Annotated in this window: 24 protein-coding genes; 2 read left to right on the forward strand and 22 right to left on the reverse strand. The window is 73.1% G+C overall.

Translation table 11 applies throughout. From position 1 onward, the window contains the following. Positions 1-257 precede the first annotated feature (257 nt). Positions 258-890 carry a response regulator transcription factor gene (locus tag ACWDAK_RS22000; protein WP_344635475.1) on the reverse strand — a complete coding sequence of 211 codons (633 nt, stop codon included), beginning with the start codon at positions 888-890 and terminating at the stop codon, positions 258-260. Beyond that, positions 887-2119, reverse strand: a complete 1233-nt coding sequence (locus ACWDAK_RS22005; RefSeq protein WP_344635476.1) for a sensor histidine kinase — start codon at positions 2117-2119, stop codon at positions 887-889. The genes ACWDAK_RS22000 and ACWDAK_RS22005 overlap by 4 nt, the downstream gene beginning before the upstream one ends. 174 nt (positions 2120-2293) lie before the next feature. On the opposite strand from ACWDAK_RS22005, the gene ACWDAK_RS22010 reads away from it, so the two are divergent. Both ACWDAK_RS22010 and ACWDAK_RS22015 read left to right on the forward strand, forming a co-directional pair. Further along, entirely contained in the window at positions 2294-3367 is a 1074-nt protein-coding gene (locus tag ACWDAK_RS22010) for an ABC transporter permease (protein ID WP_427394483.1), read from the forward strand. Between the two features lie 61 nt (positions 3368-3428). After that, positions 3429-4124 (forward strand): ABC transporter ATP-binding protein, encoded by a 696-nt coding sequence (locus ACWDAK_RS22015; protein ID WP_344635477.1) that lies wholly within the window; start codon positions 3429-3431, stop codon positions 4122-4124. 7 nt (positions 4125-4131) lie between these two features. Here the strand turns inward: ACWDAK_RS22015 and ACWDAK_RS22020 are convergent, their stop codons facing one another. The 20 genes from ACWDAK_RS22020 to pafA form a co-directional block, all read right to left on the reverse strand. Next, entirely contained in the window at positions 4132-4728 is a 597-nt protein-coding gene (locus ACWDAK_RS22020; protein ID WP_344635478.1) for a Uma2 family endonuclease, read from the reverse strand. 91 nt (positions 4729-4819) lie between these two features. After that, on the reverse strand, positions 4820-5530 hold the full coding sequence (locus ACWDAK_RS22025; protein WP_427394482.1) for a GntR family transcriptional regulator: 711 nt from the start codon (positions 5528-5530) through the stop codon (positions 4820-4822). A gap of 46 nt (positions 5531-5576) precedes the next feature. After that, positions 5577-6509 (reverse strand): ornithine cyclodeaminase family protein, encoded by a 933-nt coding sequence (locus ACWDAK_RS22030; RefSeq protein ID WP_344635480.1) that lies wholly within the window; start codon positions 6507-6509, stop codon positions 5577-5579. Beyond that, positions 6506-7597, reverse strand: a complete 1092-nt coding sequence (locus ACWDAK_RS22035; protein WP_344635481.1) for a proline racemase family protein — start codon at positions 7595-7597, stop codon at positions 6506-6508. The genes ACWDAK_RS22030 and ACWDAK_RS22035 overlap by 4 nt, the downstream gene beginning before the upstream one ends. Beyond that, on the reverse strand, positions 7594-8973 hold the full coding sequence (locus ACWDAK_RS22040; protein ID WP_344635482.1) for an aldehyde dehydrogenase family protein: 1380 nt from the start codon (positions 8971-8973) through the stop codon (positions 7594-7596). The genes ACWDAK_RS22035 and ACWDAK_RS22040 overlap by 4 nt, the downstream gene beginning before the upstream one ends. Positions 8974-9069: 96 nt before the next feature. Next, the gene (locus tag ACWDAK_RS22045; protein WP_344635483.1) at positions 9070-10074 is read right to left on the reverse strand and encodes a proline racemase family protein; all 1005 of its coding nucleotides are present in this window, start codon (positions 10072-10074) and stop codon (positions 9070-9072) included. Between the two features lie 31 nt (positions 10075-10105). Further along, positions 10106-10969: a dihydrodipicolinate synthase family protein gene (locus ACWDAK_RS22050; RefSeq protein ID WP_427394481.1), complete on the reverse strand. Its 864-nt coding sequence runs from the start codon at positions 10967-10969 to the stop codon at positions 10106-10108. A 159-nt stretch (positions 10970-11128) separates the two neighbouring features. Beyond that, positions 11129-12586, reverse strand: a complete 1458-nt coding sequence (locus ACWDAK_RS22055; RefSeq protein WP_427394459.1) for an FAD/NAD(P)-dependent oxidoreductase — start codon at positions 12584-12586, stop codon at positions 11129-11131. Further along, positions 12567-12881, reverse strand: coding sequence for a (2Fe-2S)-binding protein (locus ACWDAK_RS22060; protein ID WP_344635484.1), 315 nt, complete (start codon positions 12879-12881; stop codon positions 12567-12569). The genes ACWDAK_RS22055 and ACWDAK_RS22060 overlap by 20 nt, the downstream gene beginning before the upstream one ends. Before the next feature lie 31 nt (positions 12882-12912). Then, complete coding sequence (locus ACWDAK_RS22065) at positions 12913-14142, reverse strand: NAD(P)/FAD-dependent oxidoreductase (protein ID WP_427394458.1); 1230 nt, start codon at positions 14140-14142, stop codon at positions 12913-12915. Between the two features lie 140 nt (positions 14143-14282). Next, on the reverse strand, positions 14283-15218 hold the full coding sequence (tatC, locus tag ACWDAK_RS22070) for a twin-arginine translocase subunit TatC (protein WP_344635486.1): 936 nt from the start codon (positions 15216-15218) through the stop codon (positions 14283-14285). Between the two features lie 69 nt (positions 15219-15287). After that, the gene (locus tag ACWDAK_RS22075; protein ID WP_344635487.1) at positions 15288-15551 is read right to left on the reverse strand and encodes a Sec-independent protein translocase subunit TatA; all 264 of its coding nucleotides are present in this window, start codon (positions 15549-15551) and stop codon (positions 15288-15290) included. A 131-nt stretch (positions 15552-15682) separates the two neighbouring features. Further along, positions 15683-15895, reverse strand: a complete 213-nt coding sequence (locus ACWDAK_RS22080) for a hypothetical protein (protein ID WP_344635488.1) — start codon at positions 15893-15895, stop codon at positions 15683-15685. 166 nt (positions 15896-16061) lie between these two features. Beyond that, positions 16062-16295: a hypothetical protein gene (locus ACWDAK_RS22085; protein ID WP_344635489.1), complete on the reverse strand. Its 234-nt coding sequence runs from the start codon at positions 16293-16295 to the stop codon at positions 16062-16064. An 18-nt stretch (positions 16296-16313) separates the two neighbouring features. Further along, the gene (locus ACWDAK_RS22090; RefSeq protein ID WP_344635490.1) at positions 16314-17270 is read right to left on the reverse strand and encodes a helix-turn-helix transcriptional regulator; all 957 of its coding nucleotides are present in this window, start codon (positions 17268-17270) and stop codon (positions 16314-16316) included. Between the two features lie 64 nt (positions 17271-17334). Beyond that, positions 17335-18324: a helix-turn-helix transcriptional regulator gene (locus tag ACWDAK_RS22095; protein ID WP_344635491.1), complete on the reverse strand. Its 990-nt coding sequence runs from the start codon at positions 18322-18324 to the stop codon at positions 17335-17337. Between the two features lie 136 nt (positions 18325-18460). Then, on the reverse strand, positions 18461-18835 hold the full coding sequence (locus ACWDAK_RS22100) for an FKBP-type peptidyl-prolyl cis-trans isomerase (RefSeq protein ID WP_344635492.1): 375 nt from the start codon (positions 18833-18835) through the stop codon (positions 18461-18463). A 137-nt stretch (positions 18836-18972) separates the two neighbouring features. After that, a complete protein-coding gene (locus ACWDAK_RS22105; protein ID WP_427394457.1) occupies positions 18973-20280 on the reverse strand; it encodes an FKBP-type peptidyl-prolyl cis-trans isomerase in 1308 nt (435 codons plus the stop codon). A 156-nt stretch (positions 20281-20436) separates the two neighbouring features. After that, positions 20437-21417 carry an FKBP-type peptidyl-prolyl cis-trans isomerase gene (locus ACWDAK_RS22110; protein WP_344635494.1) on the reverse strand — a complete coding sequence of 327 codons (981 nt, stop codon included), beginning with the start codon at positions 21415-21417 and terminating at the stop codon, positions 20437-20439. Positions 21418-21536: 119 nt separating this feature from the next. Continuing rightward, positions 21537-22898, reverse strand: coding sequence for a Pup--protein ligase (gene pafA / locus ACWDAK_RS22115; RefSeq protein ID WP_344635495.1), 1362 nt, complete (start codon positions 22896-22898; stop codon positions 21537-21539). Positions 22899-23021: the final 123 nt, after the last annotated feature.

Here is a 23021-nt window from a genome sequence, read left to right on the forward strand (position 1 = left end):
CGGTGTCTGGTTCGCCGACTTCAACGGCGACAGCCACGCCGACTGCCTTTACACCAACCCCGACAACAGCGTCGACGCCGCCTTCTGGAACGGCGGCGACGGCAAGGGCGGCTGGACCAACCGCGGCAGGGTCGCCAGCGGCGCCTGACACCCGCCCTCAGGCTCGACGGCCTTCCGCAGCACCGCCGGAGAGGCAGCCCCGGCTCACCGGAACCGGGGCTGCCCCCGAACCAAGAACCGGCGCGCCCCGCCCCCGCTCACGCCGGCCGGATCAGTCCGCTCGCCAGTCCGGCCGCGATCGCGCCCGTCCGGCTGTCGACGCCCAACTTGTCGTAGATGTGCACCAGATGCGTCTTGACGGTGGCCTCGCTGATGAACAGCCGCCTGGAGATCTGGCGGTTGGCCAGGCCCTCGGCGAGCAGTTGCAGGATCTCCGCCTCGCGCGGGGAGAGGGTCGGCCGGCCCGCCCTGACCCGGCCCAGCAGCCGGGCCGCGACCGGCGGGGCGAGCACGGTCTCGCCCCGGGCGGCGGCGTGCACGGCGGCGGCCACCTCCTCGGGCGGGGCGTCCTTGAGCAGATAACCGGTCGCCCCGGCCTCGACGGCGGCGAGGATGTCGGCGTCGGTGCTGTAGGTGGTGAGGATCAGCACGGCCGGCGGGTCGGGCAGCGCGGTGATCCGCCGGGTCGCCTCGACCCCGTGCATCCCGCTGCCCATCTGCAGGTCCATCAGCACCACGTCGGGACGGACCGGCAGCGACTCCAGCAGCCGCAGCGCCTCCGCGCCCTCCGCTGCCTCGCCCACGGCGGTCACCTCGGGCAGGTCGTCCACCATGGCGCGCAGCCCGCGCCGGACCACCGGGTGGTCGTCCACCAGCAGGACCCGGATCACCGCGCCACCTCCGTCAGCACGCTCTCCGCCGTCCCGATCGCCCGCAGCGGCAGCGAGACCGCGACGGCGGTGCCCTCTCCGGGCGCCGACTCCACCGTGAGGCGGCCGCCGAGCGCCGCGATCCGCTCGCGCATGCCGTGCAGGCCGAAGGTCGGCCGTCCGGAGTCCGGCCGGGCGTACGGGTCGAAGCCGACACCGTCGTCGAACACGTCCAAGGTCACCTCGTCGTCGAGATAGCTGAGGGTCACCGCGATCCGCCCCGCCCGGGCGTGCCGGACGGCGTTCGCCAGCGCCTCCTGGGTGAGCCGCAGCAGCGCCACCTCGGCCTCGACCGGCAGCGGGTACGGATCGCCGTCGAGCCGCAGTTCCGCACCGGCGGCGCCGGCCAGCCGGCGCAGCGCCTCGGTGAGGGTGGCGTCGTCCAGCGCGGGTGGGGTGAGTGCCTGGACGAACCGGCGGGCCTCGGCGAGGTTGGCGGAGGCGGTCTGCCCGACCTCGCGGATCCGCTCCGCCGCCGTCGCCGGATCCTGTGGCAGCGCCGACTCCGCCGAGCGGGCCAGCAGCACGATGCTGGACAGGCCCTGGGCCAGGGTGTCGTGGATCTCCCGGGCCAGCCGCTGCCGCTCGGCGAGCCGCCCGGCCTCCCGCTGGCTGGCGGCGAGTTCGTCCCTGGCCCTGACCAGGTCGTCGATCAGCCGCTGCCGCTCCCGGCTCTCCCGGTACAGCGCGGCGTACCCGTAGGCGGTGAGCAGCGCGACGGCCGCGCCCGCGAGCGGTCCGAGCACCTTGGCGGTGGTCAGCCCGCCCTCCGTGGTGGCCTGGGCACCGATCACGATGCCGGTGAGCCCGGCGACGGCCGCCAGGCCCCAGCGCACGGGCATCAGGTGCAGACAGACGAAGTAGAGCGGGAACGCCAGGTAGCAGAACTCGGGATGCAGCAGGGTCAGCGCCACCCAGAGCGCCAGCACGGCGGCCGTCCAGGCAGCCGCCCACCACCGGCTCCGCCGGACGCGCTCGAAGGCGCCGCCGCTCAGGTACACGGCGGCGAGCAGGACGGCGGTGGCCAGGCCGGCGGTGCCGAGGCCGCCGGTCAGCACGCCCCGGACGGCCAGGACACCCAGCAGGGTGAGGAACAGCCCGTGCAGGGCGAGGTTCGTCAGCCGCAGGGCGGGGGTGACGGCGGCATGTCCGCTCTCCCGGGATGCCGGTGGTGGTGCTTCTCTGGTCACGCCTCCCGAGGGTACGGGCCCGGATGCGGTGCTCCCCGGGGTGCGGCATCAACCGTTCGATGTATTTCGGGATGCATCGCCCGCAGGGGTTGACTCCCGTCCCTCTCCCTGATGGAACGGGCTGGCCGCGCCGACAAGGTGGAGGAGTACTCACCTCCAGCCGGGAAGGTCCCCGTGTTCGTCGCACTGCGAGACATCCGATTCGCCAAGGGCCGCTTCGCCCTGATGGGCGCGGTAGTCACTCTGATAACCACCCTGGTCGTCTTCCTCTACGGACTGACCGGCGGCCTCGCCTCCGCCGCGTCCTCCACCATCACCGGTCTGCGGGCCGACCGGATCGTGTTCGGTGCCCCGGCCGGCGCCGCACCCACGGTCTCGTTCAGCAACAGCACCGTCTCCCCCGCCCAGGCCGCCGCGTTCGCGAGCGCACCCGGCGTGTCCTCGGCCAGGCCGCTCGGGCTGTCGCTGACCAGGCTGACTGCGAGCGAGGCTGCCACCTCGGTGAGCGTGCTGGGGACGGACGCCGCGCTGCTGCCGCCGCTGAAGTCCGGCAGCGCCCCGGCTGAGGGCCAGCTGGCCGTGGGCAGCGACACGGCGGCGGCGTACCACCTGGCGCCCGGCGCGCAGGTGCAGGTCGGCCCGGAGAAGCTGACCGTCTCCGGCATCACCGAGCAGCGCTCGTTCTCGCACGCGCCGACGGTCTGGACCACCCTGTCCACCTGGGAGCAGCTGAGCGGTCAGAACCAGCCGACCGCGCTCGCCCTGAGCACCGCCTCCGGCGCCGGGCCCGGTGCACTGGACGCCGCCCAGGGGACGAAGACGGTGTCCCTCGCGGACTCGCTCTCCGGGATCAACGGCTTCGACGCCGAGCAGGGCAGCCTGCAGATGATCCAGGGCTTTCTGTTCGTGGTGAGCGCGCTGGTGGTGGGGGCCTTCTTCACGGTCTGGACGGTGCAGCGCAAGCCGGACATCGCCGTGCTCAAGGCGGTCGGCGCGAGCAGCGCCTACCTGGTCCGGGACGCGCTGGCGCAGGCGGCGGCCGTCCTGTTCGGCGGGGCGGTGCTGGGCGGACTCGCGGGAGCAGTGGGCGGGGTGTTCGCGGCCTCGGCGGTGCCGTTCGACGTGAGCGTGCTGAGCGTGGCCGTACCGGTGGCGGTGATGGTGCTGCTCGGCCTCCTCGGCGCGGTCCTGGCCGTCCGCCGGATCACCGCCGTCGACCCGCTGGCCGCCCTCGGCGCCAGTCGCTGAACCGCCGGCGCCGAACCCACCGCACGCCCAGCCGCCCCAACTTCCCTGGAGTCCAACCGAAATGACCCTCTCCGAAGTCAAGACCCGCACCGGCCTCGCCCTGCACGAGGTGACCCTGACCTACCCAGACGGCGAGAATCGCCTGACCGCGCTCGACCGGGTGAACCTCGAAGTCGCCCCGGGCGAGTTCACCGCCGTCGCCGGGCCCTCGGGCTCGGGCAAGTCCAGCCTGCTGGCGGTCGCGGCGACCCTGCTGCGCCCGGACAGCGGGCAGGTCCTGGTGGACGGCCAGGACGCGGGTGCGCTCGGCCCCGGCGCGCGTACGGCGCTGCGCCGCGAGCGGCTGGGCATCGTCTTCCAGCAGTCCAATCTGCTGGCCTCGCTGACGGCGGTGGAACAGCTGCTGGTCCTGGAGTCGGTACGCGGCGGCCGGGTGAGAACCGCCCGCCGGCGCGCCGAGGAGCTGCTCGCCTCGGTCGGCCTGGACGGCGCCAAGCAGCAGCGCCGCCCGCACCAGCTCTCCGGCGGCGAACGCCAGCGCGTCAACATCGCCCGTGCTCTGTTCGGCAGCCCGTCCGTCCTGCTGGTGGACGAGCCCACCTCCGCGCTCGACCACGAGCGCGGCGCCCAGATCGTCGACCTGCTGGCCGAGGTCACCCGCACCCACGGCACCGCGACCGTCATGGTCACCCACGACCGCGACCTGCTGGGCCGGGTGGACCGGGTGCTGGAGATGCAGGACGGGCGGCTGCGCTGAGCGGCGACTACTTCTCGGGGCCGAGGACGCTGTCCACGGACAGCGTCACCTTGGCGCCGACCGACTCCGGCAGTTCGAACGACTGACCCGGATGGTGCACCGCGTGAACTCGGTACTCGCCGTCATGCGGATCGGTGAGCACCATCACCCTGCGGTTCTTACGATCGGCGATCACGTACACCGGTACGCCGGCCTGCGCATACGCCGCGGGCTTCCTCTTGAGATCGCTGCTCAGGTTCGAGGACGTGACCTCCAGCACCAGCCGGAAGACCGCGGGGTCGTAGCAGTTGAACTCGACCTTGTGGTCACCGTAGTCGGAGTCGACCACCGCCAGATCCGGAATCGCGAAGTCGGACGGACCGTCCGGAAGCCAGATGCCGATGGCCTGGATCACTCTGGTTCGCTCGCCATGAAGCCCCGCCGCCAGGAACGGGATCATGATGTCGGTCAGGGTGTCGCCGTGAGGTCCGTCGGCCGGTGGCGTCACTGTGATCTCGCTCCCGATGATCTCGACTCGGTGGCCCACCAGCTGATCGGAGATCTTGTCGGCGACTTCGAGCAGGCTCGGCTGCTCGATCGGCTCTTCCACTGCTGCGGCGGACATGGGATTCCTCCTGGCTGCCTGTGTCGAGTGGAATCATCGTAGGCCGCGGCCGGACGACCGGCCCGATTCCCGACGGTTCACCCGATCGGGATCACCGTGCACCGAGCCGCAGCGCCGGGCGCTCCCCGGCCGCCTCCGCCTGGCCGGACGCCCACAGGGACCGGACGTGGCCGAGGTGGCGGGCCATGCACTGCTCGGCGGCCTCGGCGTCGCCGGAGATCATCAGGTCGAGGAGTTCCAGGTGCTCCTCGGCGGAGGAGACCAGCTCGCCGCGCTGGTCGAGCCGGGTGAGGCCGTAGAGGCGGGAGCGCTTGCGCAGCTCGCCGACCGTCTCGACCAGCCGGGCGTTGCCGGCCAGGCCGAGCAGGCCGAGGTGGAAGCGGCGGTCGGCCTCCAGGTAGCCGATCAGGTCGTGCGCCCGGGCCGCCGTGACGATGGCCTCGGCCTCGGGCCGCAGGGCCTTCAGCTGTTCGGCGGAGGCGGTGCGGGTGACCCGGCCCACGGTGGGGACCTCGATCAGGGCGCGGATCTCGGTGAAGTCGTCCAGGTCGCGCTCGGTCAGCTCGGTGACCCGGAAGCCCTTGTTGCGGACGGCCTCGACCAGCCCCTCGCGGGCGAGGTCCAGCATCGCCTCGCGGACCGGCGTCGCCGAGACCCCGAAGTCGGCGGCCAGCGCGGGGGCCGAGTAGACCACACCGGGACGCAGCTCACCGGAGATCAGCGCGGCCCGCAGCGCATGGGCGACCTGGTCGCGCAGCCGCTCCTGGACGGAGATGAGGGTGCGGGGCTTGAGGTCGGCCATGGTGTTCCTCCGGTGGTTCAACAGGACACCATTGTACAATGTCACGTTACGGTGACGGCGGAACCGTCTCCCGCGCCCGCACCGCTTCGTACTGCGCCGCCGCGACCGCCAGGTCCTGCCAGGCCATCCCGATGCTCTTGAAGAACCTCGGCCGCCCCTGGGGCACAACTGCCGTGCCGCGCACCAGTTCTGACAGGTTAGCAAGCGGCTCGCCGGCCGCGATGGCGCCTTCGCCGAGCGGGATCACCAGGTCCCCCGCCGCACGCAGCGCGACGGCCCGCGCCTCCACGTACCGTGCGGAGCGGACGACGAGCGCGGTGTCCACCTCACGGGCGTCGGGCCGGTGCGAGCCGATGGCCGCCACGGCCGCGCGCGCGGGCACCAGCCCTCCGGCGAAGAGCGGGCCGCGCGCACTGGTGCAGCAGACCACCAGATCGGCCGCGGCCACCGCCTCGGGCGTCCCCGCCTCGGCGGCCAGCCCGAGCGTACGGGCGTAGCCGACCAGCGGCCCGGCCGACTCCGCGCTGCGGGTGACCACGGTGAGTCGGGTCAGCGGGCGGATGGTGCGCAGCGCGTCCAGGTGCCCGTACGCCTGCGGTCCGGCGCCGAACAGCACCAGGTGGCCTGCGTCCGGTGCCGCCAGCCGCCGCATGGCCAGCGCGGTGACGGCGGGCGTGCGCAGGGCGGTCAGGGCGGCGCCGTCGAAGTACGCCAGCGGCTGCAGCGTGGATCCGTCCAGCAGCAGGTAGCCGCCGGTGATCCGGGGCAGTCCGCGCCCGGGGTTGGCCGGGGCGACACCGGCGATCTTCACGCCCGCGTACCTGCTATCGGCGGCGGGCATCAGCAGCAACTCACCTGCCGGGACCGGGACATGGGACCTGGGCGGGCAGCGCTCGGGATCCACCCCGTCCAGCAGGGAGCGTTCCAGGGCGGCGACGGCCTGCGCGGGGGCCAGGTCGACGGGGAGCAGCCGGGTCACAGCAGGAATCCCGTCCCGAGCTCGTCGTCCGGCGCCAGCAGGAAGCGGTGCTCGCCGGTGCGGTGGGCGGTACCGGTGATCTCGGTGAGCACCCCGTCCGGGCGGGTGCCGGCGAGGCGGCCGGTGAAGACCGTGCCGATCACGGACTCGTGGCGCAGTTCCTCGCCGGGTGCCAGCCGTCCCTCGGCGGCGAGCAGCGCGAGCCGGGCCGAGGTGCCGGAGCCGCACGGGGAGCGGTCGATCTGACCGTCGGCGAAGACGGTGACGTTGCGCTGGCTCGGGCCCGCCGGGGTGTCGTCGAGTTCCTCGTGGAGGATCACCCCGTAGACGCCCGAGAGCCTGGCGTCCACCGGGTGCCGGGCGGCGGGCTCCTCGGCGAGGGCGGCCCGGATCTCCCGTCCGATCGCGGTGAGTTCGGGCAGGCGGGCGGTGTCGACCTCCAGTCCGAGGTCGGCGGCGCGCACGGAGGCGTAGCAGGCGCCCGAGTGCGCGAGGTCGACCGCGACCCGGCCGCGTGAGGTGTCGACCGGCAGGCCGCGGGCGGTGATCCGGGTCGGCACGTTGCGGAAGGTCACGGCGGTGGTCCGGCCGCCGCTGCGGTGAACTGCCGCGCCGACCCGCCCGGACGGGACGTCGATCCGCACCCGGGCCGTGCCGTCCTCGGGTGCCTGGACCAGCCCGGAGTCCACCGCCCAGGCGCCCAGCGCGATGGTCCCGTGGCCGCAGGCCGTCGAGTAGCCGTCCTTGTGCCAGAACAGCACCCCGAGCTGGGCCCCGTCGTCGTCGGGCGGAACCACGAAGCCGCCGTACATCCCGGCGTGGCCGCGCGGTTCCCGGCTCAGCAGCTGCCTGATCCGCTCCAGCTCGCCCGGGCGCGGCGCGGTCGTACCGCCTCCCCCGATCAGCACCGCCCGCCGCTCGGCCACCGAGTCGCCGGGCACGGGCGGCAGCCCGCTGCCGACGATCCGGAACGGCTCCCCGGCCGTGTGGTAGTCGACGGCCTCGACCCGGCGGAGCCCCGCGCCCCCGGGGCTCCGCCCGACTGCTTCCCGCTCCCCGGGTGCCGTCTGGCCGTGCGGCGTGCTCATCGCGCCGGCCCCGCCGGCAGGAGGGTCACCGTCCGGCTCGCGGTGAAGAAGTCGAGCACCGCCTGCCCCTGCTCCCGCGCCCCGTGACCGGCCGACTTCGTCCCGCCGAACGGCAGATGGAAGTCCACCCCGGTGGACGGCGCGTTGACCCGGATCATGCCCGCGTCCAGTCGGTCGGCGGCGGCGAGGGCGGCGTCCAGGTCGCCGGTGTGCACCGAGGCGGCCAGGGTGTGCGGGGTGCTGTTGGCGATGGCGACCGCCTCGTCCAGGTCGGCGGCGGGCAGCACGACGGCTACCGGCCCGAAGAACTCCTCGCTCAACAGCGGGTGTCCCGCGGGCACTTGGGCCAGCAGGGTCGGTTCGACGAACCATCCTGGCCGGTCCACCCGGCCGCCGCCGGTGAGCACCTCGGCCCCGGCCACCCGCGCGGAGTCGATCGCACCGGTCAGCCTGACCAGCGCGGCGGCGTTCACCACCGGCCCGCAGACCGTACCCGGGTCGCCCGGGTCTCCGGCCACCGTGGCGGCCAGCGCCTTGACCAGCGCCTCGACCAGCGGCCCGTACGCGTCACCGATCGCGATCACCCGGCTGGTGGCGGTGCACTTCTGGCCCGCGTACCCGGCGATCGCGGCGGCTAGGTCGGCCGCCGCTCGGCCGAAGTCCGCGTCGGGCAGCACGATGGCCGCGTTCAACCCGCCCAGCTCGGCCTGAACGGGCACCCCGCGCGCGGTGCCGGCCGCGATCACGGCCTGCCCGACCGCGGTCGATCCGGTGAAGGAGACCACGTCGGCCGCCCCGACCAGCGCGGCACCCTCCGCCGCACCGCCGGGCACCACCGTCAGGACGCCCTCCGGCAGGCCTGCCAGCTCGGCCAGCCGCAGTGCGCAGGCCGTGCCCTCCGGCGCGGGCTTGAGCACCACCGTGTTGCCGACGGCCAGCGCCGGCGCGGCCTTCCAACTGGGAATGGCCAGCGGGAAGTTCCACGGGGTGATCAGCCCGGCGACCCCGTACGGCCGGCGCCTGGTGAGCAACAGCCCCTCCCCGGCGGCCGGTTCGTGCACGGCCCCCGAGGGCGCGTACGGAGCCTGCGCGTAGTACCGCCAGATCGCGGCCGTCCTGGCGACCTCGCCGCGGGCCTCGGCCAGCGGCTTGCCCACCTCCCGTACGGCCAGCGCGGCCAGCTCGCCGGCATGCGCCTCGACCGCCTCGGCGGCGTGTGTGAGGGCAGCGGACCGCGCGGCGGCGCCGGCCGCCGACCACGCGCGCTGCGCGGCCCGCGCCCGGTCCACCGCGGCGGCCGTCCCGGCGGCGCCGGGGATCTCGACGGAGACCACCAGGTCCGCCGGGTCGGCGGGGTTGTACGAACTGACAGTCACAGCAGAGCCTTTCGGTAGTGGCCGGCCCGGCGGCGCGAGGGCCGGCGCGCCTCTCGCGCGCTCGCCGGGCAGTGGGTCGGAGCGCCAGGCGGTGGGTCAGAGCAGGAAGCCCGCCGGGAACGGATCACTCGGGTCGAGGAAGTACTGGGCCGTCCCGGTGATCCAGGCCCGTCCGGTGACCGTGGGCACGACGGCGGGCAGCCCCGCCACCTCGGTCTCCTCGACCAGCCGCCCGGTGAAGCCGGTCCCGATGAAGGACTCGTTCACGAAGTCCCGCCCCAGCGGTAGTTCACCACGCGCGTGCAGCTGGGCCATCCGCGCGGAGGTCCCCGTGCCACAGGGCGACCGGTCGAACCAGCCGGGGTGGATGGCCATCGCGTGCCGCGACCGCTCGGCGGTGGAGCCCGGCGCGAGCAGCTGGACGTGGTGGCAGCCGTGGATCCCCGGGTCCTCGGGGTGCACCGGCCGGTCCTCGCTCGCGTTGACGGCCGCCATCAGGGCCAGCCCGGCCTCCAGGATCTCCTGCTTGCGCGCCCGCTCGAACGGCAGCCCGAACTCGGCGAGCGGCAGGATCGCGTAGAAGTTGCCGCCGTACGCGAGGTCGTACGTCACCGTGCCGCGGCCGGGCACCTCCGCCTTCCGGTCCAGCGCGACCGAGAACGACGGCACGTTGCGGATGGTGACCGCCGTCGCCTCGCCGTCCCGCACCCGCACCTCGGCCACCACCAGACCGGCCGGGGTGTCGAGCCGGACCGTGGTGACCGGCTCCACCACCGGCACCATGCCCGTCTCCACCAGCACGGTGGCCACTCCGATGGTGCCGTGCCCGCACATCGGCAGCAGCCCGGAGACCTCGATGTAGAGGACCCCGAAGTCGGCGTCGGGACGGGTGGGCGGCTGCAGGATCGCCCCGCTCATCGCGGCGTGGCCGCGCGGCTCGTACATCAGCAGGGTCCGGAAGTGGTCCAGGTGCCGCTGGAAGTGCAGCCGGCGCTCGGCCATGGTGGCGCCCGGGATGGTGGCGAACCCGCCGGTGATCACCCGGGTCGGCATGCCCTCGGTGTGCGAGTCGACGGCGTGGAAGACATGACGGCTGCGCATGCAACCCCCTCTGGCTCGAATCGGCGTCCGGTCAGTCCAGGCCCTCGGCGACGGCTTTCTCGGTCGCGGCCCGCACCGTCGCCTCGGCCTTCGGCGCAAGCGGCAGCCGGGGCGGACGGGTCGGGCCGCCGGGACGTCCCACGATCTCCATCGACAGCTTGATGGCCTGGACGAACTCGGTTCTGGAATCCCAGCGCAGCAGCGGGTGCAGCGCCCGGTAGAGCGGCCGGGCCGCCTCCAGGTCACCGGCGACGGCGGCCCTGAACAGCCGGACGCTCGCCTGCGGCAGCGCGTTCGGGTAGCCGGCGATCCAGCCGACGGCACCGGCCAGCGCCAGCTCCAGCAGCACGTCGTCGGCGCCGATCAACAGGTCCAGGCCGGGCGCCAGTTCGGCGATCTCGTAGGCTCGCCGGACGTCGCCGCTGAACTCCTTGACCGCCACGATCGAACCCTCCCCGTGCAGCCGGGCGAGCAGCTCGGGCACCAGGTCGACCTTGGTGTCGTACGGGTTGTTGTACGCGACGACCGGCACCCCGACCCGCGCCACCTCGGCGTAGTGGGCGCTCACGGCGTCCGCGTCGGCCCGGAAGGCGTTCGGCGGCAGCAGCAGCACCGACCCGGCCCCCGCCTCGGCGGCCTGCTCCGCCCAGCGGCGCGACTCGGCGCTGCCGTACGCGGCGACCCCGGGCATCACCCGCGAGCCGTCGCCCACCGCCTCGACCGCGGTGGCGACCACCCGGGCGCGCTCCTCGTCGGTGAGGGTCTGGTACTCGCCGAGCGAGCCGTTGGGGACGACGCCGTCGCATCCGGAGTCGATCAGCCAGCGGACGTGCTCGGCATACGCGTCGTAGTCCACCGAGAGGTCTTCGCGCAGCGGCAGGGCGGTGGCGACCATGATGCCGCGCCAGGGACGGGCGGGCTCGTGTGTGGCGAGGGACACGGGGCAACAACTCCCTTGTGAGATGAGATATTTCAACGCAACTACGGTCAGGCCCCGGGGGTGTGCGGGGGCTCCGCTCGCTCACCGCGGCGCCGCCCCCGCACGTGCGTACCGCTACCCGGGCGGATCGAGCTCGGCCAACCGGGCGAGCGGCACCGGACAGGCCAGCGGTCGACTGTCGGCCCGGGCCGGACCGCCCCCGGCCAGGCAGGCGACCGCGGGTCCGCACATCCGCCCCTGGCACCACCCCATCCCGGCCCTGGTGAGCAGCTTGACGGTACGGGCGTCCGCCGCGCCGAGTTCCTCGACCGCCTCCCGGATCCGCGCTGCCGGCACCTCCTCGCAGCGGCACACCTCGGTCTGCGGGCTCAGCCACTCCGGCCAGCCGGGGCCCGGCCGGTGTGCCGCGGCCATCAGCTCCGCGAAGGCGCGCCGGCGCCGCCGGAACGCGCGCAGCGCGGACGGCACCGGCCGGCCGGCGATCACCCGGGCCGCCGACTCACCCTCGGCGATGGCGAGATCGGCACCGCCGACACCGCAGGTCTCACCGGCCGCCCACAGCCCCGGCAGGCTGGTGCGCAGCCCGTCGTCCACGGCCAGCGCGAGGGTGCCGTCGGGGGCGAGCCGGGTCCGGGCGCCGAGTTCGGTGGCGAGCTCGATCTGCGGCACCAGGCCGTGGCCGACCGCCAGCGCGTCACAGCGGATCCGCCGGCCGGTGCCGGGGATCGGCCGCCAGTCGCGGTCCAGCCGGGCCACCGTCACGGCCGTCAGCCGGTCCGTGCCGTGCGCCTCGACGACCGCGCCGCCGCGCCGCAGCCGTACCCCGTGCCGGAGCAGGGCCGCAGCGTGCCCTGCTCCCTCGGCCAGCTTGGCCGGGTTGGCGGCGAGGGTGCGCAGGCCTCGGGCGTAGTGCAGGTAGTCGGTGGCCTCGACCACGGCGGGGACTTCGGCTCCCGCACTCACCAGCGAGGACGCGGCGGCGAGCAGCAGCGGACCGCTGCCCGCAACCACGATCCGGCGGCCGGGCAGCACCAGGGAGGACTTCAGCATCGCCTGCGCGCCACCCGCCGTCACCACACCCGGCAACGTCCAGCCGGGGAAGGGCAGTTGGCGCTCGTACGCACCGGTGGCGAGCAACACCGAACGCGCCGCAACCACGGACCGGCCCTCGACCCCGACCCGCTCGGGGCCGAGGGTGGCGTGCAGGCGCCAGGTCTCACCGCGTTCGAGCACCCAGACCTGATGGTGCGTCAGATAGTCGAGGCGCCCGGCGCGGGTGTGCGCCGCCAGGCGGCCGGACAGCCGGGCGAAGGCGGGCCAGCCGTGGTGCATCCGCTCGGGGTGCGCGGCACCGAGCCCGGGCGCCGGGTGCCGGTAGTACTGGCCGCCCGGCCGGGGGCCCGCGTCCACCAACGCGCAGCGCAACCCCAGCTCGGCGGCGGTCACGGCGGCGGCGAGCCCGGCCGGCCCGGCCCCGATCACGGCCAGGTCGTAGACCTCGCCCCCGGCGCGGCCGGCCGCCTCGGACTTCGGGCGCTGGGGGCGAGGGGACTCAGACGACGAGGTCGGCACGGCCGTGGCCCTCCTGGGTGGTGACGGTGTCGCCGGGCTGCGCGGGCAGCAGGCAGGTCCGCTGGTTGGGCCGGCCGTTGACGGTGGCCAGGCAGTCGAAGCAGACCCCGATCCCGCAGAACGCGCCCCGCGGGCGGCCGCCGGACCTGGTGGTGCGCCAGGCCAGGATGTTCTGCGCCCAGAGCACGGCGGCGATGCTCTGGCCGGGCAGCGCGGGCAGCTCCCGGCCGTCGAACTCGATGCCGTACGCGGCCTCGGGCCGCGCCCCGGCCTGCCGGGCAGGGGTCCGGCGCATGCTGTCTCCGATCCTCGGCGGGTGGTCCGGTTCAGCCATGGGAGGCCCCAGGCCCGCCGGACTCCCCGGACTCCCCGGCGAAACGGTCGACCCGGAACGGCTCCATGTCCAACTCCGGCTCCTCATTGACAAGTTGGCGACTGATCAGCAGGCCGGTGGCGGGTGCGAGCCCGATTCCCGCACCCTCGTGGCCGCAGGCGTGGTAGAGACCGGGCACCCTCGGGTCGGCCCCGATCGCCGGCAGATGGTCCGGCAGGTACGGGCGGAAGCCCCGGTAGGCCCGCTGCACCATGACCCCGGCGAGCACCGGGAACAGCGCGGCGGCCTGGCCGGCCAGCCTCCGCAGCACCTCGACGGAGAGGGTCCGGTCGAAGCCCACCCGCTCCCGGCTGGCGCCGATCAGCACCGGGCCCGCGGGTGTCCCCTCGACCACGGCGGAGGTCTGCAGTGCGGCCGACGCGCTGGAGACGTCCGCGACGTAGTCGGCGGCGTACACCTTGTGCCGGACGATCCTCGGCAGCGGCTCGGTCACCAGCACGAAGCCGCGCCTGGGCAGGACGGGGAGGGCCACCCCGGCCAGCGCGGCGACCTCGCCGCCCCACGTCCCGGCGGCGTTCACCACGGCGGGGGCGTCGATCCGGCCCCGGTCGGTGGTGACACCGCGGACCGATCCGTCCCGGCCGGCCCGGACGGCCGCCACCGTCTCCCCCAGACGCACCTCGGCCCCGGCCCGCCGGGCCGCCCGCAGCAGCCGGGCCGCCGCCAGGGCCGGTTGGAGCTGGGCGTCCTGCGGGTAGTGGAAGCCGCCGGCCAGCCCGGGAGCAAGATGCGGCTCCAGCTCGTGAACTTCCCCACCCGCGATCTCGGCGGCCGTCACCCCGGCCTTCCGCTGTCCGGCGGCGAAGGCCCGCAGCGCGTCCATCCCGGACTCGTTCGAGGCGACCACGACACCGCCCTTGGGCTCGTACTCGATCCGCTCCCCCAACGTCCCGCCCTTCCCGGCGGGCCCGCCCGGCCCGTCCTCGGACTCGGCGAGCTCGCGCCAGAGCCGGACGGAGAGCAGGGCGAGGTCGAGTTCGGGCCCGGGCTCCTTGTCGGAGACCAGCAGGTTGCCCTCGCCAGCGCCGGTGGTGCCGCCCGCGACCGGGCCGCGGTCGACCACGGCGACGGAGAGTCCGGCCAGCGTGGCGTAGTACGCGCAGGCGGCGCCGACCACTCCGGCGCCGACCACCACGACGTCGTGGGGGTGTCTGGTGAGCACGGCAGTAATATGTCACATGGCGTACGTCCTGCCAAGGGTGCGCAAAGACAACGGGCCGCCGGGCATCGCGGCAAGCGGAAGGCCCCGGACCGCCGAGCTGGGCGGTCCGGGGCCTTGAGCGGGCCCGGTTGGCGCGGGGATCAGGTGATGTCGTCCATCTGCTCCTCGCGGGCGGCGGGGAGGGGCGCGGGCGGAGCGGGCGCGGCCGAGGCGGCGACCGACTCCGCGACCTCGACCGGGGCGGCCGTCAGGTCCAGCTGCGAGGCCTCGTCGTCGTCCAGATCGGCATCGGGGTTGCGGCGGGCCCGGCGGCGGTCGTTGAGCAGGGCGATGCCCACCGCGAGGAAGTACAGGCCCCAGATCGGCGCGGCCAGCACCAGCATGCTGACCGGGTCGGCGCTGGGGGTGGCGAAGGCGGCGAAGACGGTGATCGCCATCACCATGCCGCGCCACCAGCCGAGCAGGCGCTTGCCGCTGACCACACCACCGAAGTTGAGCATCACCAGCAGCAGCGGGAACTCGAAGGCGAGACCGAAGACCAGCACCATCCGCAGCGCGATGTCGAAGTAGTTCTCCGGCGGCAGGATCGGGGTGGTGCCGTTGGGGCTGAACGAGATCAGCACCTGCACGGTGGTCGGCAGCAGCAGGTAGGCGACGACGACGCCGGAGAGGAACAGCGGGGCGCCGCCGGCCATGAAGCCGATCGCGTACCGCCGCTCGTGCCGGTGCAGACCGGGAGCCACGAACGCCCACAGCTGGTACAGCCAGACCGGGACGGCGGCCACCACACCGGCGGTGAGCGCGACCTTGATGACCAGGCCGATGGGCGTGGTCAGACCGATGGTGGAGATCTGGGCGCACTTGCCGTGGAAGTGCGCCACCTCCTCCGGGGTGTTGCACCGCGGGAGCGGCTCCATCAGGAACGACTCGAGCTGCCGGTGGTAGATCGCGGCGATGATCGTGAACAGCACGATGGCCAGGGCCGACTTGACCACCCGGTTCCGCAGCTCACGGAGGTGGTCGGCGAGGGCCATCCGGCCCTCGGGGTCCTTGGGCGGTTTCGAAGACTTGCTCAACCCCGGTCCTCAACTCGTGCGACGGAGCCCGCCGGGCGACGGGCTCCGGTTAGTAAGTGTGCCGTCTGCTCAGTCCTGGCGGCCGGGGCCCTGCCCGGTGACCGGCCGGGAGCCGGCGGAGTCGCCCGGGGCGGCCTTGATCGTCCGCGGCGCTTCCACCGCGGGCTGCGCGGCCGGCGCCTCCTGGCCCTCCCGGTACATCGCCTTGGTCTCGCTCTTCAGGATCCGCATCGACCTGCCCAGCGCACGCGCCAGGTCGGGCAACCGCTTGCCGCCGAACAGGGCGAAGGCGAAGACCACGAGCAGCAGGAACGCGACCGGCGAGATCCTCATGTGTGCGACCACCTCTCCCGCAGGGGCAGCACTCCCCTACTCCGGGCGATGGTAGCTCCTGCGGATGTCGCCCGGACAAACCCCGCCACCCGTCCGGTACCGACCGAGGTCCAGACCACCCGCCGCTCGGGCTAGCCCCGCTCCCCGGCGGGCTGCACGGCCCCGTCCGGCGCCCCGAGCGACAGCCCGCCCAGCTCGCCGGCCGCCGCTGCCAGCGTCCGCGAGGCGGTGTCCACCTCCCGGGCGAGCGCCCGTACGTCCAGCCAGAGCCGGCAGGCGAGCACCCCGAGGACGAGCAGGCCTGCGGTGGCCAGGAGAACGGCGGCAACGATGGTCCATGACACGCCGATCGACTCTACCCGCTCGGTGTCACCGGAAGGGGCGCGGGGGGAACCGCGCCGCCCTCCCCACGCCTGTGTGAAGGGCCACCACGCGGCTCCCCGCGCCCCGGGGTCCCGTACGACCGAGCGGGCGGCCGTGCCGAGGGCCGGCCAGGTGCCCCTGCGGGCCTCAGCCCTCGACCGTGAGCAGCCGCATGGTGCTCACCCCGGCCCCCATCAGCGCGGCCACGATCTTCTCCCCTGCGGGCTTGCGCACCGCCGTCCCGCACTCGGGACAGGTGAAGCTGTAGAAGGTGCGCTCCTTGCTGGCGCCCAGCGCCAGCCGGAAATCCGCCGCGGGAAGCTCCACCTTCTCCCGGCAGTGCGAGCAGTAGACCTTGAACCTGGTTCCGGCGTTTCCCACCGCTCCGTCCGCCACCGCTCAGCCCTGCCCCTCCCGGTAGAGCTTCAGCGCGGCCAGCGCCGCGCCCCTGGCCTGCTCGGCCAGCTCGGGCGGCGAGACGATCCGGCCCTCGCGGCCCAGTCGCAGGGCGAGCGGCCGCAGCCCGGCCGGGTCGGCGCTGCGCAGGGTGATCCGCAGCCCGCCGTCCGCGAGTTCCTCGGCGGCGTCGTGGGGGTAGTACTCGGCGACCCAGCGGCCGCCGGGACCGACCTCGACCACCACCTCGGGGTCGTCGGCGGCGGGGTTGACCAGCCCGGCGGACAGGTCGCGGGGCTCCAGCCGGGGCGGGTCGGCGGGCTCGTCCAGAACCCTGATCTCGGCGATCCGGTCGAGCCGGAAGACCCGCCGGTCCTCGGAGGTGCGGCACCAGCCTTCCAGGTAGGTGTGGCCCTCGGTGACGAGCCGGATCGGGTCGACCTCGCGCTCGGTCATCCCGCCGCGGCCGTGCGACCAGTAGCGCAGCCAGATCAGCCGACCCTCGCTCAGCGCCCGGTCGATGTCGGCGAAGACCCGGCCCTCGGCCTCGAAGGTGACGCCGACCCGCGCGCTGGACTCGGCGCTCTCCCCGGCGGCGTCCTCGATCTTGGCCACGGCCCTGGTGAGTGCCTGCCGGTCGCGCTCGCGCAGTCCGGGCAGCCCGGCCACCGCGCGGGCGGCCACCAGCAGGGCGGTCGCCTCGTCGGCGGCCAGCCGCAGCGGCTGGGCGACGTCGTCGACGTTGTGCCACCAGATCCGCTCGCCGTCGGTGTCGATGTCGAGCAGGTCGCCACCGCGGAAGCTGGTGCCGCACATCGGCAGCACGTTGAGGTCGTTGATCAGCTCACGCTCGGTGATCCCGAAGGCCCGGGCGACCTCGGCCACCTCGGCCCCGGGACGCTCGCGCAGGTAGGTGACCAGCGAGAGCATCCGCCGGGTCTGGTCGATCGCGTTGCTCATACGTCCACCTCGCCGTACCCGGCGCTCGCCTCGCTCAATGCGCACCTCACTCCGACTCGCCCGCTCATGCGTGCGCTCCCGCCTCGTCGAGGTTCTTCAGACCGGCCACCGCCAGCAGCCGGTCGACCACATCCGCCCGCAGCTCCTCCGGCCCGAGCACCACCAGGTCGGGCCCGAACTCGGCCAGGTCGGCCCCCAGGCCGTTGCCGTACGGGATCTCCAGCTCGTCCCAGCCGTCGTCCACCTGGCGGGTGTTCAGCGCCTTGGTGCGCAGCGGGAAGCCCGCACCGCGGCGCAGCCGTACGGTGGCGGTGGCGGTGGCGCCCTCGCCGGCGAAGGAGGCGACCACGGCGCGGACGTCCACGTGCTCGGGGACGACACCGGTGAAGGAGCCCGCCCGGGAGCGGACCTTGCCGGTGATCCGGCTGAGCCGGAAGACCCGGGCGGCGCCGCGGTCCCGGTCCCAGCCGGCCAGGTACCAGTGGCCGCGCCAGCACTCCAGCGCCCAGGGCTCGACCGAGCGCTGCTCGGCGGCCGCCGCGCCGGCCTTGCGGTACTCGAAGACCACCGGCCGCCGGTCGCGGGCGGCGACCAGCAGCGGTTCGAAGGCCGCCTCGCGGGCCGGGATGCGCGGTTGCAGGGTGTCGGGCTCGGTGTCCTCGGTGAAGGGCACCCCGGCCGCACGGAGCTTCTGCAGCGCACCGCTGGCCGCGCCGGACATCTTGGCCTGCTGCCAGACCCGGGCGGCGACCGTCAGCGCGGCGGCCTCCTCGGCGTCCAGGGCGATCTCGGGCAGCCGGTTGCGGTCGCGGCGGGCCAGGTAGCCGATCTCGCCGTCCAGGGCGCTCTCGTCCACGTCGATGACCAGGCCGAGTTCGCGCAGATCGTCCTTGTCCCGCTCGAACATCCGGTTGAAGGCGTCCTCGCTGCCCTGTTGCCAGGCTTCGCGGTAGGCCTCGATGGACTCCCGCAGCTCCTTCTTGGAGAGCGGACGTCTGGTGTTCATCAGGCACAGGGCTAGGTTCATCAGCCGCTCTGCCTTGGCGATCGCCATCGCTGACCCTTCCTGGGCGACATTCAAGATCTGGCCGACCCGACCGTACCGGTCCGGGCACTCACCGCAAAAGCCGGTCGCGAAAACGGCTCAGGGCCGCACCCCGCGAACCGGGGTGCGGCCCTGATTCAGCTGATCAGACGCCGAGCAGGTCGACGACGAAGATCAGGGTCGAACCCGCCGGGATGAGCGGGCTCGGCGACTGGTTGCCGTAGGCCAGGTGAGCCGGGATGACCAGCTCGCGGCGGCCGCCGACCTTCATGCCCTGGACGCCGAGGTCCCAGCCCTTGATGACGCGGCCCGCACCCAGCGGGAAGCGGAAGGTCTGGTTACGGTTCCACGAGGCGTCGAACTCCTCGCCGGTCTCGAAGGTGACACCGACGTAGTGAACCTCGACCATGGCGCCTGCCTTGGCCTCGGCACCGTCACCGACCTTGATGTCCCGGATCTGCAGTTCGGTCGGCGCCTCGCCGCCCGGGAAGTCGATCTCCGGCTTTTCGAGCTTGCTCACAACAGACTCTTCTCGTTCGGTGCTGTACGTGAATGAGCGGCAGTCGCCCGTACGGACCCACCGTACGAGCTCCCGCCGCCTACTAAGGTCAGGACCTGCGGCGGGTCGCCCCGCGCAGGTCACCGGACCATTGTCTTCTAGTTGTCGGCCGCGCCGACACCCGCATCCAGGATGTCGATCACGAAGACCAGTGTCGAATTCGCCGGGATGGAGGGCATGGCCTTGTCCTTGTAGCCCAGCGAGGCCGGGATCACCAGCTCGATCCGGCTGCCGACGTTCTGGCCGATCACACCCTTGTCCCAGCCCTCGATCACGTTGCCGCCACCGGTGACGAAGCTGAACGCCTGGCCGTGGTCCAGCGAGGAGTCGAACTTCTTGCCGTCCTTGTACAGCACGCCGGTGTACTGGACCAGGACCTTCTCGCCGGCCTCGATCTTGTGGCCCTTGCCCTGGATCAGCACCGCCGACTTGAGCTCGGTCGGGTCCGGCGCGCCCGGCACCGGGGTGATGTCGGCGGCCTTCCTGCCGTTGTCCTTCACCTTCGGCATCCCGGCCGGCGGCTCGGCCATGTCGCCGCTCAGCGTGGCGTCCGGGGCGTTCGCCTGCCGGATGTCCAGTACGAAGACCAGGTTGTCCTTGGCGCCGACACCCATCGAGCTGTTGCCCTGAGCGCCGAACGCCGCGGCCGGCGGGGCCACCACCAGCACCCGGCTGCCCACCTTGTGCCCGGCCACCACACTGTCCAGCGCCGGGATCAGCTGGCCCGCACCGGCTTGGTAGAGCTGCGGCTTGCCCTTCTCGTAGGTGCCCTGGATGTCCTTGCCGGTCGTCCAGTCCTTGGCCGTGAAGTCGACCGAGACCCAGTTGCCCTTCTCGACCTTCGGGCCGTCGCCCTCGGTGAGCTGCTTGGCCACGAAGCTGCCGTCGGCCGCCTCCGTGGGCAGGTCGATGGTGGCCTTCTTGCCGAAGTCGCCCGAGACCGTCGGCAGCACCTTGGCGCTGTCCTTGACCGGCGGAACAGGGTCGGTCGTCGGCGCGGCGGAGGTGGGCGTGGAGTCGGCCGCCTGGGAGCCGCTGGACGAGCCCGACTTGTCGGTCAGGTACAGCGTCACACCACTGCCGACCAGCAGCACCGCGAGCACCGTGCCGAGGATCACCCCGAGCTTGCCGGCCGAGCCCGGGTTCTCGTCGTACCCGGACTCGTCGATCTCCTTCTTGCGCACGGTGGAGGCGAACACCTGCGGCGCCTGCTCACCCTGCCCCCCGCTCGGGGCCTGCCGTGGCAGGTCCTGGCCCCAGCCCGCCTGCTGCGCCAGGACCGACGGCGGCACCACGATCGACTCACCGTTGCCCGGCAGCGGGCCGCCGGGCCGCGAGGCGGCCGGGTCGCCGGCCGCGCCGCCGCTCGCCGTGCCCGCGCCCTGGCCCGAAGTGTTCTCAGTCATGACTCCCCGTCCATCCCACGCCGCCCCCTCACCAGGGCCTGACGACTCATACCACATGCGGAAGGGCAGCAGTATGTCAGGTGACCATGAGGCCGGGTGATTCTGCTGCCCACTCCCGTCGAGGCTACGACCATCGGGGTGACGGGGCAGTGCGGTCTAGACCGCCTCCAGGATGTCGATCACGAAGACCAGCGTCGAGTTCGGCGGCACCGCGGCCTGCGACTGGCTCTGGTAGCCGAGCGCCGGGGGCACCACCAGCAGCACCCGGCTGCCTACCGTCTGCCCGACCAGCCCCTGGTCCCAGCCCTTGATCAGACTCCCGGTGCCCACCTGCAGCGCCTGGGCGCCGCCGTGGCTCCACGAGGAGTCGAACTGCTGGCCGTTGCTCCACAGCACCCCGGTGTACTGGACCACGACGGTCTGCCCGGCCTGGACCTGCTTGCCGTCGCCCTTGACCAGGACGGCCTTCTGCAGATCGGTCGGCGGCGCCTGGCCGGCCGGCACCGTGATCGTCGGCGCGGCCTTCCCGTTGTCCTTGACCTGCGGCATGCCGGCCGGCGGCTCGGTGATCGCCCCGGCGATGGTGGAGTCCTGCGGGACCGCCTGCATGACGTCCAGCACGAAGACCACCGTGTCCCCGGCGTTCACCCCGAGCGTCGGGTTGCCCTTGGCCCCGAACCCCGCCGCCGGCGGGGCCACCACCAGGACCCGGCTGCCCACCTTGTGCCCGAGCACCCCCTGGTCGAAGGCCGGCACCAACTGGCCGCTGGCGGCCTGGAACAGCTGCGGCTTCTGGTTGGCGTCGTAGGAGCTGCCGACGTCCTTGCCGGAGGTCCAGTCCTTGGCGGTGTAGTTGATCGTCACCCAGTCGCCCTTGGCGACCGTCGCACCCTCGCCCTCGCTCAGCGTGTTCACCACGAACTGCCCGCTCGGCTGGCCCGGCGGGATGGTGATGTTCGCCTTGCTCCCGAAGTCCCCGGCCACCGTCGGCATCGGGGAGGCGGAGGCGACCGGGCTCGGCACCGGGGCCACCGAGGGCGAGGCACTGGGCGAGGCCCCCGACGAGGAGGTCCCACCGCTGCAGGCGGCGAGCAGCGCAAGGGGAAGGACTACCAGCAAACCGGCGATTCGACGCATAACGGTCAGACTATGGCCCGATCCGTCCAGCACCGCGCAGACACAGCGCACGGACTCGGGGATGGCGATCGGACCGGCCATCCGGTCGCCACCCTGATCCGTCGTCAGCAGGCCGCGGCTCACATCCCCGCGATCAGCTTCTCCACCCGCTCGTCCACCGACCGGAACGGGTCCTTGCACAGGACCGTGCGCTGCGCCTGGTCGTTCAGCTTCAGGTGCACCCAGTCCACCGTGAAGTCCCGGCGCTGCTCCTGCGCCCGCCGGATGAAGTCGCCGCGCAGCCGGGCCCGGGTGGTCTGCGGCGGCACCGACTTGGCCTCGAAGGTCTTCAGGTCGTTGGTGACCCGCTGCGCCTGCCCCTTGTTCTGGAGCAGGTAGAACAGGCCGCGCCGGCGGTGGATGTCGTGGTACGCCAGATCGATCTGAGCCACCCTCGGGTGGGACATGGTCATCTGGTGCTTCTCGCGGTAGCGCTCGATGAGCTTGTACTTCATGATCCAGTCGATCTCGGTGGCGACCCTGGCCAGGTCCTCGGTGCGCACGGCCTCCAGGGTCCGGCCCCACAGGTCCAGCACCCGGGCCACCGTGCCGGTGTTGATGCCCTTGCGGTCGGCGAAGTCCAGCGCCTTGGTGAAGTACTCCTCCTGGATGTCCAGCGCGCTGGCCTCCCGGCCGTTGGCGAGCCGGACCTGGTGGGTGCCGGTGAGATCGTGGCTGACCTCGCGGATCGCCCGGATCGGGTTCTCCAGGGTCAGATCGCGCATCACCACCCCGGCCTCGATCAGGCGCAGCACCAGGTCGGTGGCGCCGACCTTGAGCAGGGTGGTGGTCTCCGACATGTTGGAGTCGCCGACGATGACGTGCAGCCGGCGGTAGCGCTCGGCGTCGGCGTGCGGCTCGTCGCGGGTGTTGATGATCGGACGGGACCTGGTGGTCGCCGAGCTGACGCCCTCCCAGATGTGCTCGGCCCGCTGGCTGACGCAGAACACCGCGCCGCGCGGGGTCTGCAGTACCTTGCCCGCGCCGCACACCAGCTGGCGGGTGACCAGGAACGGGATCAGGATGTCGGCCAGCCGGGAGAACTCGCCGTGCCGGGCCACCAGGTAGTTCTCGTGGCAGCCGTAGGAGTTGCCGGCCGAGTCGGTGTTGTTCTTGAAGAGGTAGACGTCCCCGGCGATGCCCTCCTCGTGCAGCCGCCGCTCGGCGTCCACGAGGAGACCTTCGAGGATGCGTTCGCCCGCCTTGTCATGGGTGACCAGCTCGACGACGTCGTCGCACTCGGGTGTGGCGTACTCGGGGTGCGATCCCACGTCGAGGTAGAGGCGGGCGCCGTTGCGCAGGAAGACGTTGCTGCTGCGGCCCCAGGAGACTACGCGGCGGAAGAGGTACCTGGCCACCTCGTCCGGAGACAGTCGTCGTTGTCCCCGGAACGTACACGTGACACCGTACTCATTCTCCAGCCCGAAAATTCGGCGGTCCATGAGGCATCTTTTCTCTTCCGGGAGCCATCCGAAACCCTTGCGGGACAAGGGGCATCCCCGGCCGGAGGCCGGGGCGGCAATCCGACCACGAGAAGCCTTCAACTGGCCGCAGGCACACGGGAG

The sequence above is a fragment of the Kitasatospora sp. NPDC001175 genome (assembly GCF_053598215.1).

What these genes read in the sequence shown, in the direction of transcription:
- ACWDAK_RS22015 (WP_344635477.1), top strand. Translation starts at nt 3,429, where the DNA reads ATGACCCTCTCCGAAGTCAAGACCCGCACCGGCCTCGCCCTGCACGAG.
- ACWDAK_RS22020 (WP_344635478.1), bottom strand. Translation starts at nt 4,728, where the DNA reads ATGTCCGCCGCAGCAGTGGAAGAGCCGATCGAGCAGCCGAGCCTGCTC.
- ACWDAK_RS22025 (WP_427394482.1), bottom strand. Translation starts at nt 5,530, where the DNA reads ATGGCCGACCTCAAGCCCCGCACCCTCATCTCCGTCCAGGAGCGGCTG.
- ACWDAK_RS22035 (WP_344635481.1), bottom strand. Translation starts at nt 7,597, where the DNA reads ATGAGCACGCCGCACGGCCAGACGGCACCCGGGGAGCGGGAAGCAGTC.
- ACWDAK_RS22045 (WP_344635483.1), bottom strand. Translation starts at nt 10,074, where the DNA reads ATGCGCAGCCGTCATGTCTTCCACGCCGTCGACTCGCACACCGAGGGC.
- ACWDAK_RS22050 (WP_427394481.1), bottom strand. Translation starts at nt 10,969, where the DNA reads ATGGTCGCCACCGCCCTGCCGCTGCGCGAAGACCTCTCGGTGGACTAC.
- ACWDAK_RS22060 (WP_344635484.1), bottom strand. Translation starts at nt 12,881, where the DNA reads ATGCGCCGGACCCCTGCCCGGCAGGCCGGGGCGCGGCCCGAGGCCGCG.
- ACWDAK_RS22075 (WP_344635487.1), bottom strand. Translation starts at nt 15,551, where the DNA reads ATGAGGATCTCGCCGGTCGCGTTCCTGCTGCTCGTGGTCTTCGCCTTC.
- ACWDAK_RS22090 (WP_344635490.1), bottom strand. Translation starts at nt 17,270, where the DNA reads ATGAGCAACGCGATCGACCAGACCCGGCGGATGCTCTCGCTGGTCACC.
- ACWDAK_RS22095 (WP_344635491.1), bottom strand. Translation starts at nt 18,324, where the DNA reads ATGGCGATCGCCAAGGCAGAGCGGCTGATGAACCTAGCCCTGTGCCTG.
- ACWDAK_RS22105 (WP_427394457.1), bottom strand. Translation starts at nt 20,280, where the DNA reads ATGACTGAGAACACTTCGGGCCAGGGCGCGGGCACGGCGAGCGGCGGC.
- ACWDAK_RS22110 (WP_344635494.1), bottom strand. Translation starts at nt 21,417, where the DNA reads ATGCGTCGAATCGCCGGTTTGCTGGTAGTCCTTCCCCTTGCGCTGCTC.
- pafA (WP_344635495.1), bottom strand. Translation starts at nt 22,898, where the DNA reads ATGGACCGCCGAATTTTCGGGCTGGAGAATGAGTACGGTGTCACGTGT.